We start from the raw sequence: 10,130 nt of genomic DNA, 5'->3' as shown, positions 1-10,130 counted from the left end.
GATTCATCTGATCATGGATAACTATGCGACTCACAAGACTGACAAGGTCAGGGCGTGGCTTGCGGCGAGGCCACGCTACAACATCCACTTCACGCCCACCTCGGCATCCTGGCTGAATTTGGTTGAGAGGTTTTTCTCAACGCTGAGCGAGAAGTGGATCAAGCGGCAGGCACATGTCAGCGTTAAGGATCTGGAGGCGTCGATTGAGCACTACCTGGAAACCTACAACCAGAATCCGAAGCCATTTCGGTGGCACAAGAAGGCCGAGGACATCCTTGCCTCAGTCGCTCGCGCGGCACGAGCGCTGGGTAGATGATTTTCAGTGGTATTTCTGAAACACCACACTAGCTCCCTGCAGATTACTCCCCCTTCTCTTTCAAACGTCCACATTCTGTCCACACAGATGCCATCAGCGCTTCTCTTCGCCGGTTAAGCGGTGCGCGATGTTTAGTATGTCTTCCACCTGCTGAGCAGCCGCCTCAAATTTTTCGGGTCTGGTGGAACCGAAAGCCAAAGGTCCTGAGCCGGTGACATCCGCCAAAAAACCTTCAAGAAGGTGGTGGAGACGAACGACCAAAATGGCCTCGGTCTTCGATAACGCCCCCAAATGCGCAAGGTTGGCTTTGTAGATTCTGTTCAGGTGATCCGCTGTGGCGACCTGAAACCTGCGAGTTCCCCTCTGCAGAGCACTTTTGACAGCGCTCAAATCCTGGGCAATCTTTTTCAGCTTTTCCAGATAGTTTTCAGCTACGAGGAATTTCTCAATAGCAGCCACTTCCGCGAGCAACGCGGCTCTGACGCTCTTAGCCTGGGATTGCGCTTGTTTTTTCTGTCCTAGCCAGATACCTGCTAGGCCGAAAGCACCAGTTAATGCGGCAACTGCGAAGGTAGTCCAACCAGTACTGGTGGTGGAAGATGTGCCATCTACCACCTGCCAAACGACCGTGCACCATTCAACGGTTTCCGTCACTTTTTTCCTCCATTTTTTTACACGTAAGGGGGTTAAGATGAACTACATCGGCGAGATGGCCGGGGCTGAAATGCGCATAACGCATAGTCATCGTAAGAGAGGAATGACCGAGAACCCGCTGCAAAGTGAGGATGTCACCGCCGTTGGCCATGTAATGACTAGCGAAAGTGTGACGTAGTACGTGAGTTAACTGCCCATCTGGCAATTCTATGCCGGCAGCCTCAATCGCTTCGCCAAATCTCTTGTAGCAATCACCAAATGGCAGCGCAGTCTTGACCAGGTCTTCCAACTCCTGGGTTATAGGGACCACCCTACTTTTGGAGTTTTTGGTGCGGTGAAAACTGATCCGCTGACCCCGAACCTGCTTAGGCGCCAACCCTTCTGCCTCAGACCACCGTGCGCCCGTCGCCAGGCAAACCCTTGCAACCACCCCGCCCTTGTCCGAGATTCCGTCCAACGCCTTGAGCAATGACGGGATCTCGCCCTTCTCCAGATACGCCATCTCTGCCTCATCAAACTTGAGCCGACGTACCTTCTCCAGGGGATTTCCCCCCGACCACTCTCCTAGTCGATCCAACTCATTGAAAACCGCACTCAGATAGGCCAGCTCGTGATTCAGAGAGTTAGGGCTTACAGGCTTGGCCTTCTGCCCCTTTTTCATCCCATTGCCAGGTGAAGTGCGGCCGTGCTCACCGGCCAGGCGCTCGGCCCGATACTTCGTGAAGTGCGCCGCTGTGAAGTCGGCTGCGCGAGGATTTCCCATGCGCTCGGCCATCGCCTGCAGTGCCCGCTGGCGTTCGACCCCTCGCTTCAATGTTTGACCATGGAGCTTGTGCCAGAGGTCGACCAAGTCGCCCAGGCGCCGATCGTCACGCTTAGACTTCTTCTCGAACTCTCCCCGGGCACCATCCTCCATCAGCATCCGCTCGGCGTACATCGCCTCACTCTTGGATTTCAGTTTGCGACGCACGCGAGGTCCGTCACGGCCTTCTGGTCTGCAATCGACCAGCCATTCGCCTGAATCCAGTTTCTTGATCGACATGGGTTAAACCGGGCTCACCTGGCCGCATGCCGGAGCCACATCGCCGGTCATCAGCCAAAGCGTGTACTTCTTGAAACGCTCGTGATTCGTGAGCTTGAGCAGCGCGACCGAACTCACCTCTGTGCGCAGTGCCAGCTCGTATTTTTTGTAGCTGCTCAGGCTCAGCCCCGTTGCTTCACAAAGCTCGGACTGGGTCAGACCTTCCTTGATCCGGATCGCCTTCAGCTTCTCAGCTAGCCCCATTAACCGCATCTCCCTCTTGCCATGGTTCCGTATGGGTACTTAATCAAGGTTCCATATGTGTACTTTTAACCTAAATATCCCTAGATATCCAGAGCAGAGGTTAACAGAATGCAGATTGCTATCGACACGCCATACGTGACCATCGCTGAGTTCGTGAAGCGGTCCGGCCAGTCCAAGAGCGCCGTGGAAAACGAAATCAAGGCAGGCCACTACCTGACTCGGCCGAAGGAGGTCGGATCGAAAAGTGCAGTACTCATCAACATGATTCACATGACTCTGGAAGCTGCAGAGCAGGAAGAGCGCGTTCGTTTGGCAGCGAAGCAGTAAGGAACCGAAATGAACGCACGGATCACACCGGAACACTTCGACCGGATCTACCTTGAGGACGTCATTCCCGCCCTCGAGCGCGATCCGGAGCTGGGTTTCCAGCCCAAGGACGAGACGAAGGAATACCTGAACAAGGGCATGTGCCCGAGTTGCGGTAAGCGTTCTGTGTTCGTCAAGAAAGAGAAGCCTTACCAGCTCAAGTGCAACAGGCTGAACAACTGCGGCTATGAGGAGCGCACCCGCAATCGCTATCAGCACCTGTTCGAAAACCTGAGCGCTTCCCCCTCTACGCCGGAGAACCCCAACGCAACTGCAGATGCCTACCTGAGTCGAGCCCGCGGCTTTGACATCAGCAAGCTGCAGGGCTGGTACACACAGGGGCGTCGTCAGATGAAGCCATCCGGGGAGTGGGCTGACACTGTCCGTTTCCCGCTCTGCGACGGCTACTGGGAGCGCATCATCGATGCCCGTGCCATTGCAAGTAACGAGGACCAGAAGGCCGGCATCAAGGCGGGCATGAAGTACACCAACTCCGGGTGGGTGCCACCTGGGCAGACGATCGAGAAGTACGATCGGGTGTACATCGTCGAAGGCATTTTCCACGCTATCGCCCTCCACCTAGCCGGCTTCAAGGCTATTGCGCGATCAGCTGCGTGAACTTCCCCTGGGACATCGTCGAGGCCAATGAAGGCAAGATGGTCACCTGGGTAGTCGCCCTGGACGACGACAAGGCCGGCCGGACCTACATCCGCAAGCACCTCAAGCAACTGCGGTCGATGAAAGAGATCGGGTGGGTTGCCTTGGCCGGCGAGCTGGACTGGGACGACGTCTACCGTAACGGCAAGCTTGACCAGGTCTTCGTCGAGGACGCCTGTTACCGGGGCCGCCTGTTCACCGCTGAGAGTGCGCGCAAACTGGCCTACCTGGTCTACCTACGTCGGCCCGCTGGCTTCTACCTGGTCGAATTCAACAACCAGTTGTTCTCTGTTCGGGTCAACCAGGCCGAGCTGACCAAGGCCCTGGACGACCAGAAGCTGGAAGGCAATCGCGACATCTTCTATGGCGCGTCACGAGCCGAGCAGGTGTCTAACTGCGTACCGGACCTGGACTACCTGGAGAAGGACGTCATCACCGGCGAGCAGCGCTATCACTTCAGCTTTGCCTTCCCGGACCAAAGCCGCAACTGCCAAGCCGCACTGTCCTCCGGATCGATCGCTGATCCCCGAGGCTTCGTGAAGGGCATGCTGGACTTCACACCTGGCGGCAACTTCGAAGGTGGCGCCCGAGAGCTGGCCTGGCTCAAAGCCAAGTGGCTGAATGATGAGTATCGACCTGTTCGCACTGTGCGCAGCCTGCCGTTCTTGGGCTACGACGAGGACACGAGCACCTACTGCTTCCCTGAATTCGGTTTTCAGAATGGCCGCGAGCTGCAGGTGAATAGTCACGGTTTCATCGAGGTGAAGGGCCGGGGGATCAAGACTGCGCTGGCCACCGTCAAGTTCGAGCGTGGCGAAAATTTCGATCCGTCCTGGTTCCGCGACTTCATGGACGTCACCGGTATGAATGGCCTTGGCGCCCTGGCCTGGTGGACCGCTTCGCTCTTTGTCCAACAGATCGCAAGCCAGCAGGCATCGTTCGGCTTCCTAGAACTGAGCGGTGAACCAGGTTCTGGCAAATCCATGTTGCTCCGCCTGCTCTGGCGCCTGCTCGGCCGGGAGAATACCGAGGGCATCAAACCGAGCGGATCGGGGGCAAGCGCCGTCGGCCTGCTCCGCTCGTTTGCCGAGGTCAGCAACCTTCCGCTGGTACTGATCGAGTCCGACCGGACCTACATCGATACCCAGGGACGCACGGTCACCATCCAGTTCACCTGGGACGACGTGAAACCCATGTTCGACTACCACGCCCAGCTGCGCGCGACAGGTGCGAAAACGACGGGCAACGAGAAGCGCGTAGACCTCTGGCGGGGCGCGTTGGCCATCGCACAGAACGCGAGCGTCACCGGCGACGAGGCGACGCTGTCGCGGATCGTCCACTTCCACTTCACGAAAGATGGCCACAGCCTCGCTCTGAAACCGAAGGCCGAACGCCTCAAGGCTTTGCGGGCAAAGCAGGTATTGCGCTCGAGCAGCTGAATGCTGACCAAGGTGCAGAACCTCACCAAGAACACCATGCTTCAAGGTTTTGACGGCGCGTCGCGAGTGCTGTCTGATTCTCTATTCCAGATTGGCAGCGGCAGTGCGGCGTTTGGCGGCGAGGTGGACATCTCGGCGGTGGCAATCTATTCCAGGGCGCTAACCGATGCCGAACTGAATGAAGTGGCGGCAGCCATGCGCAAGCGAATGCTTCGACTTGGGATTAACGTCTGATTGAACAACAAAGCCCGCAAAAGCGGGCTTTTTAGTGGAGCAATGCTCATTAAATATCGTCATCCACTGGCAGCCGAGGTTGCCTCTCCAAAAGCGCCTTGAAAATCTTGCCAGTTGTAGATGTAGAGATTAACTTAGATAGAGCACCTTCCAATGCCTTCCTATCTTCACAATAGATTTCCGTATCAGGAAGTACTACGCGGCATGGATAACCGTTTTCAGATATTTTCCACCTCGCTAGCTCTTGTGGATCGCCTACTGATAAAGGACTGTACGCTACAATCGCCTGATAGGTTTTTCTGTTCATTACATCCGAGATGGTCATGCCAATAGTATTGAACGGCTCTTGGAGAGTCGTGATTTTAATTTTTATCTTACCTTCAGTGGCTTTCTCAATCTCGTCGCTTAGCTCTTGGAATACAGAGTCTATATCATCCTTGTTAGCGATCGCCTTCTCGGCTGCGACCATCCCTTTTTTGAATGACTCCAAGAAATTAGCCATGCTGCGTACTCCTCTCTACCTTGCCATATACAGGCAGGTGGTCAAATATGATTGCCGGGTTGGTTACCAGCTCGACTAGTTGGGGAATCTCATGAACTAAATTCTCATCAGCTTTATAGCTCCAACTTGATGACGTCACAAATGCATGCGAATAAATGAGCTGGTCGAAGGTGTGCCATTTAGTGACCTTGCCTCCTTTATAGTAATAGCTTCCGGATCCAGAGTGTTCTACCGTTCTCTTGCATAGGTGCTGCCAGAACGGGTTGTACAGTAAATGTCGCTTGCGCCTAACTAGATCTATGTCCCGGCTGGCCATTACTTGATCGCTGAGAGACTTATCAAAAGGCTCATCATTGTAATCGCCCAACATGATAACAAAAGGCGAGCTTTCGTATAGTTCGAAGATATCTTCTACTGAGTCTCTAAGCCGGAGGCCGTATGTATGCCGATCAGCATGATTTTCTTCGCACCAGAGCCTACTAGGCCAGTGAGAAATTAGTAAATGGAATATGGTGCCATCGTCCACACTCGCAACATCCAGTCTTTTTGCAATCTTGAGCGTGGATTCGCCCTTCTTGGATACTATGTCTTTCGAATGAAGCAAGGACAGTTTTCGCTCGTTAATTACGAAGCATATATCAAACTGCGAGCGGCCTGCCTTAGTAACTCCCGAGTGGACAGTATAGTCGTAGGGATTACAGACTGAGGCCACATCTTCTAGGTCAAGATCAGACATCTCGCCGAGAGCAATAAAGTCAGCTCCCACCGACGTGATTAAGTTCAATATCACTTGGCACGCTAGGGCCCGTTCCTCCGGCGTGGATCTGCTATTCCCCGACGGAGCCAAGCTTGTGTTCCACCAGGCAAAAACGAGATGGTTTTCAGAAGACACTGAAGACGCTCCTCCATGAATTATGCAAAAGCATACCTTTAATGGGCTGTCGGTGGAATTTCCGCCGTCGCCTGCATCCTGAGACGTAGGCTTACGGCACGGTCAAGGCGCACTGTGATCGGTGGCAGGCATTCGTTAAGTGGTGCCGCTCCGAACAAGGGCCAGGTATCAATGATGCGCGGCGGATTGATCGAAGTGTGTTGGTCGACTATGCGGCATATCTGCGCGACGTGGTTAGGCGCGGCGACCTCGCCATCAGCACCGCACAAAATCGGCTTTCCAGCGATAACAGGACCATGGCAGCGCTTCGCGGTGATCAGTACGTGAAGTTGCCAAGTCCGAGCAAGGCGTTGGGTATGCAGCGCACCGGGGTTCGCCAGTCGGTGCCTCAGGGCCAGGACCGTGAACAGGTGAGGCAGATCGTCAATGTGCTTTGCCGCCATCATCAGCTACGCGCCGCCGCGATCATTCTATTGGCGCGAGCTACCGGCATGCGCTTGCGTGAAGCAATCTTGGCTGATCTGCCACGGCTAAGCCGTGAGGCTGAAGCCTGCGGCAAGATCAACATCCAGGACGGCACAAAAGGTGGCCGCGCCGGTGCCTCGGCACCTCGCTGGATTGCGGCGGACGACCATGTTCGAGGTGCACTTGGGTTTGCACGGCAGATGTCGCCTCCGGGTAGCCGCAACCTCATTGCGCCACACGAAAGCTACCTTGACGTTCTACAGCACATCGTCCGCCCGGCGCGGGACATCCTGCATGGACACAGCCTCAAAGGCTTTCATGAGCTGCGAGCGGCATACGCATGTGAGCGTTACGAGCAAATCACGCAACATCGCGCGCCTATAAACGGGGGTCAATGCTGCCAGTTAGATCAGCACCTTGACCGCGAGGCTCGGAGGCAAATCAGCTACGAGCTGGGCCACGGTCGGATCGATGTCGTCGCGGCCTATATTGGAGGGCGGACGTGAGTAAGCTATTCGATATGGAGCTTTTTTTAGCTGGAGTGCTGAGCGGATCGCACGCGACGCGGCAACGTCACTTACGGCAATCACAAACCATACAGAATAAAATTGCACTGCGCTGGAAGCGAACAACACCCTGGGCTTGGCAGCGAAAGCATCTGATTTGGTTCATAGAGCATTGCCTCGCCAGACATGACGACGCAACACGATACTACTATCTGCTTACCATCCGACTGCTCGCTCGGCGCCTAGATACGTCATGGACCTTCAATCTCAGACTGAAATGTGATTCAGATAATGACGAACGGAAGCAACCGACTGAAAGCTGACGTCAATATGAATAGAAGATGCCTGCTCTGCGTCAAAGTGAGTAAATCTTCTCGTGCACGCCGCTCTTTTTGACTTTCGACGTTTCGAACGCATAGTCACGCTCATCAAAATTACACTCCGAAATAAAATGTGTGTAATCCAAACTCTTCACGCGAGCCATGGTCTTGCTTTTACGCAATTCCGTTGTCTTATTCTGAACATTCATTTCAGGCTTGAAGTAATTTATCAAACCGGCCTCGGCGGCGAGCACAAGATTCTCTTCTCCTAGGGTCGTATAATCGTTAGGCCGCTTGATGACCATGCCATCGCGAGACGCCATCGCCTCGAACTTAGGTGTGAAGAAGTACAGATAGATCTCCGCATTGTCCTCGCATTCTGCTTGAGCTTGCTGCACACGCTTGTGCCCATCCATTCGGCCGGACAACTCCATGGCCTTGCCGATGTAAATAACCTCGTACTTTTCTGGAACGTCTTCGGTAACACGCAGCAGTTGATGAGCAAAGATGATATGCCTATTTTCATCCTTGGGCGTCGGGTCCGCTGGTGTCAGAAAATGGTAGGCGATTGCCCGATCCGCACGTTCCGTCACCCCGCTTCCCGGCATGACAGCCGCAACCATGGGCTCTCGCTTCAACAGGCGCTCATACTCATCTGCAGACTCGACATATTGAATCATTGATTGCAGATGGGCCGGCGTCGGAAAGAAATTCTTATTGATACCCGGCGCGCCATGCATCAACTGAGCAATGTCGATCTTGTGAGGGCGCGACAGTATGCCCTGTGAGGAATACTTAAATACTATCTGGCACTTTCTGTTCAGCGAGGCACTGGAAAATCGCGCTTTACGCCGTTTGACGAGAAAATAGATTCTCCCGTTCCTGAATCTATCCACCGTTTCTAAAGGAGCTTCGAATTCGCGATACAACTTATCAGGCGTAATAAAGAACGCATCGACCAGATTAGACTTAAGAATTTTAAACGGTGGCTTTATCATAACTAATCCCTAGGCGACATCACCCAATGACAGCGGCTATCTATATCGAGCAACCTAACACCATGAAGACACTCAATGACAAGCTGCGGCCAATTACCAATGCCAATTATCGAGCCAAATTTGCCACACCCGAGCCATACGCTGCCAACCACCCCTTTCTGCTATTTACAGATAGCAAAAAGGGGCGGAAACACGCACCAGCTCTTGCGCTAACAGTTTCTCCAGCGGTCAGTCTATTTGAATAAAGTGGAGAAAAATTTCACTCAAGTTTAGCAGGGTAACGAACCAACTGATTGCCACGTCTAGAGCGTGACCAACTCGGCAATCTTTTCAGCTATCACCGACATCGAGTCTTCAGCGGTGTCTAGGCCGCTTCGGGACGCGAGTAACGGGCTGACATTGCGAAGTGCGTCGTATGTCGTATTATGCACGATGGGAACTAGTTGGTTACCCGCCAAGAGCGTGGAAAGCTCTTTGTCTGCAACGCTTTCTTTGGGGAGGCGGGCCAACAACGCGGGAGTCACCAGCACGAGTCCAATTCGCGAATTCGCTAAGCCTTTGTCGATGGCACGCATCATCGGAACACCGAGTCCAAGATCCTTCTCGCTGAACCAAACCTTGACACCAGCAGCTACTAGAAGCTCGTGTAGCTCTTTGGCCGCCCCTTGCCGATCGTCCCACGCGTGGCACAGAAATACGTCACGCAGGTCAGGTTGTGCCGCTGCTCGCGTCTCAATGGTCTGGCGAATTGGTTGAAGTGATTGCACTTGACCCAATGTGTATGACACGGACGAACCAGCTTTGGACCAGCGTGGCCTTGCCGTCCCGCTCGACCTGGTAGCCCCACTACTGGAGCTGTAGCCGCTATAGCTGCTCCCACTGCTACCAAATGATGTGGAGTAGGAGCGAGAGCTGCTGCGGTAGCGGCACGCAGGGCAGGCTGCCGCCGCTGCCGCTGAGCTATGTCCGCGTATCGGTGCTGTGCATCTAGACATTTCTAGACCCTTTCATATGAGGAGCGAGTGGCCTTCAGGACACAAAAATGTGTCCTGGGCTCTGTTTAAGCGATTATCAACTGGTCGCTTTCGGGCGAATGACGATACGGAACGGTTGCCCGTTAGCACGTCGAATCACCTTCCCCGACTTGGTGGTGATGGTCATCCGGTAGATAACCTCGCCTTCCCCATCGGGTTTTTCGAACATCTCAAGCTGGGACATTGAATGTCCTCCTTCGAGATGGCTCAAACACAGAACTCGCTCCCTTGCGAAAGGACCCCATAGGGGCTACCATCCACAAGCTTTTTCCACAAAGCGCGAGAGACACCTGGAGCCAATTCAGATGTCTTTTTCCGAAGGCCGGTCAAGTTCGTACCTTGACCGGCCTTTGTGTTTCTGGCGTTCTGAAATTTCATCCGAACCACCATTTTGAAGCTCATAATGTGCTACTTACAGTCATAATAGTCAACCACAACGCAAATGTACCATCATCATTTTGA

General features: G+C 54.0%; 14 protein-coding genes and 1 pseudogene. 7 read left to right on the top strand and 8 right to left on the bottom strand.

The window, feature by feature from the left end; all coding sequences use genetic code 11:
• Window positions 1–316: IS630 family transposase (locus D886_RS0117970; protein ID WP_027595228.1), on the top strand; the 316-nt coding region annotated here is incomplete at its 5' end.
• A 93-nt stretch (window positions 317–409) separates the two neighbouring features.
• Here D886_RS0117970 and D886_RS0117965 read toward each other — a convergent pair.
• From D886_RS0117965 to D886_RS0117955, 3 genes are read right to left on the bottom strand one after another with little or no spacing between them, the layout of a single operon-like run.
• Entirely contained in the window at window positions 410–970 is a 561-nt protein-coding gene (locus tag D886_RS0117965; RefSeq protein ID WP_027595227.1) for a hypothetical protein, read from the bottom strand.
• On the bottom strand, window positions 954–2,012 hold the full coding sequence (locus D886_RS0117960) for a tyrosine-type recombinase/integrase (RefSeq protein ID WP_027595226.1): 1,059 nt from the start codon (window positions 2,010–2,012) through the stop codon (window positions 954–956). The genes D886_RS0117965 and D886_RS0117960 overlap by 17 nt, the downstream gene beginning before the upstream one ends.
• A gap of 3 nt (window positions 2,013–2,015) precedes the next feature.
• On the bottom strand, window positions 2,016–2,255 hold the full coding sequence (locus D886_RS0117955) for a helix-turn-helix domain-containing protein (RefSeq protein ID WP_027595225.1): 240 nt from the start codon (window positions 2,253–2,255) through the stop codon (window positions 2,016–2,018).
• Between the two features lie 108 nt (window positions 2,256–2,363).
• On the opposite strand from D886_RS0117955, the gene D886_RS0117950 reads away from it, so the two are divergent.
• Genes D886_RS0117950 through D886_RS0117940 form a run of 4 tightly spaced genes read left to right on the top strand, consistent with a single transcriptional unit; the run spans window position 2,364 to window position 4,951 of the window.
• On the top strand, window positions 2,364–2,582 hold the full coding sequence (locus tag D886_RS0117950) for a hypothetical protein (protein ID WP_027595224.1): 219 nt from the start codon (window positions 2,364–2,366) through the stop codon (window positions 2,580–2,582).
• Window positions 2,583–2,591: 9 nt separating this feature from the next.
• The gene (locus D886_RS28390) at window positions 2,592–3,239 is read left to right on the top strand and encodes a hypothetical protein (RefSeq protein ID WP_050580768.1); all 648 of its coding nucleotides are present in this window, start codon (window positions 2,592–2,594) and stop codon (window positions 3,237–3,239) included.
• Entirely contained in the window at window positions 3,236–4,717 is a 1,482-nt protein-coding gene (locus D886_RS27085) for a hypothetical protein (protein WP_050580767.1), read from the top strand. The genes D886_RS28390 and D886_RS27085 overlap by 4 nt, the downstream gene beginning before the upstream one ends.
• Window positions 4,718–4,951 carry a hypothetical protein gene (locus D886_RS0117940; RefSeq protein ID WP_027595223.1) on the top strand — a complete coding sequence of 78 codons (234 nt, stop codon included), beginning with the start codon at window positions 4,718–4,720 and terminating at the stop codon, window positions 4,949–4,951.
• Window positions 4,952–5,000: 49 nt separating this feature from the next.
• Here the strand turns inward: D886_RS0117940 and D886_RS0117935 are convergent, their stop codons facing one another.
• Window positions 5,001–5,453 carry a hypothetical protein gene (locus D886_RS0117935; RefSeq protein ID WP_027595222.1) on the bottom strand — a complete coding sequence of 151 codons (453 nt, stop codon included), beginning with the start codon at window positions 5,451–5,453 and terminating at the stop codon, window positions 5,001–5,003.
• Window positions 5,446–6,345, bottom strand: a complete 900-nt coding sequence (locus D886_RS0117930; RefSeq protein ID WP_027595221.1) for an endonuclease/exonuclease/phosphatase family protein — start codon at window positions 6,343–6,345, stop codon at window positions 5,446–5,448. The genes D886_RS0117935 and D886_RS0117930 overlap by 8 nt, the downstream gene beginning before the upstream one ends.
• Before the next feature lie 92 nt (window positions 6,346–6,437).
• On the opposite strand from D886_RS0117930, the pseudogene D886_RS27080 reads away from it, so the two are divergent.
• Window positions 6,438–7,316, top strand: a pseudogene (locus tag D886_RS27080) (integrase domain-containing protein); the annotation flags it as partial.
• Window positions 7,313–7,639, top strand: coding sequence for a hypothetical protein (locus tag D886_RS28610; protein WP_081717517.1), 327 nt, complete (start codon window positions 7,313–7,315; stop codon window positions 7,637–7,639). The pseudogene D886_RS27080 and the gene D886_RS28610, both read left to right, overlap by 4 nt.
• Before the next feature lie 32 nt (window positions 7,640–7,671).
• Here D886_RS28610 and D886_RS0117920 read toward each other — a convergent pair whose 3' ends face one another.
• From D886_RS0117920 to D886_RS28385, 3 genes are all read right to left on the bottom strand, one after another.
• Window positions 7,672–8,634, bottom strand: a complete 963-nt coding sequence (locus D886_RS0117920) for a hypothetical protein (protein ID WP_027595220.1) — start codon at window positions 8,632–8,634, stop codon at window positions 7,672–7,674.
• Between the two features lie 302 nt (window positions 8,635–8,936).
• Window positions 8,937–9,422 (bottom strand): toll/interleukin-1 receptor domain-containing protein, encoded by a 486-nt coding sequence (locus D886_RS0117915; RefSeq protein WP_023382864.1) that lies wholly within the window; start codon window positions 9,420–9,422, stop codon window positions 8,937–8,939.
• 283 nt (window positions 9,423–9,705) lie between these two features.
• Entirely contained in the window at window positions 9,706–9,852 is a 147-nt protein-coding gene (locus tag D886_RS28385; RefSeq protein WP_177323902.1) for a hypothetical protein, read from the bottom strand.
• Window positions 9,853–10,130 lie beyond the last annotated feature (278 nt).

Origin of the sequence: Pseudomonas sp. LAIL14HWK12:I7 (assembly GCF_000483465.1) — a bacterium.
Taxonomy (GTDB): Bacteria; Pseudomonadota; Gammaproteobacteria; order Pseudomonadales; family Pseudomonadaceae; genus Aquipseudomonas; species Aquipseudomonas kermanshahensis.
The sequence above is the reverse complement of the archived record's forward strand: the minus strand, read 5'-3'. Positions and strand labels throughout refer to the sequence as shown.

Excerpts from the sequence above, each read along its gene's own strand:
- D886_RS0117920 (WP_027595220.1), bottom strand. The coding sequence starts at position 8,634 with ATGATAAAGCCACCGTTTAAAATTCTTAAGTCTAATCTGGTCGATGCG.
- D886_RS0117955 (WP_027595225.1), bottom strand. The coding sequence starts at position 2,255 with ATGGGGCTAGCTGAGAAGCTGAAGGCGATCCGGATCAAGGAAGGTCTG.
- D886_RS0117960 (WP_027595226.1), bottom strand. The coding sequence starts at position 2,012 with ATGTCGATCAAGAAACTGGATTCAGGCGAATGGCTGGTCGATTGCAGA.
- D886_RS0117935 (WP_027595222.1), bottom strand. The coding sequence starts at position 5,453 with ATGGCTAATTTCTTGGAGTCATTCAAAAAAGGGATGGTCGCAGCCGAG.
- D886_RS28385 (WP_177323902.1), bottom strand. The coding sequence starts at position 9,852 with ATGTCCCAGCTTGAGATGTTCGAAAAACCCGATGGGGAAGGCGAGGTT.
- D886_RS28390 (WP_050580768.1), top strand. The coding sequence starts at position 2,592 with ATGAACGCACGGATCACACCGGAACACTTCGACCGGATCTACCTTGAG.
- D886_RS0117940 (WP_027595223.1), top strand. The coding sequence starts at position 4,718 with ATGCTGACCAAGGTGCAGAACCTCACCAAGAACACCATGCTTCAAGGT.
- D886_RS0117950 (WP_027595224.1), top strand. The coding sequence starts at position 2,364 with ATGCAGATTGCTATCGACACGCCATACGTGACCATCGCTGAGTTCGTG.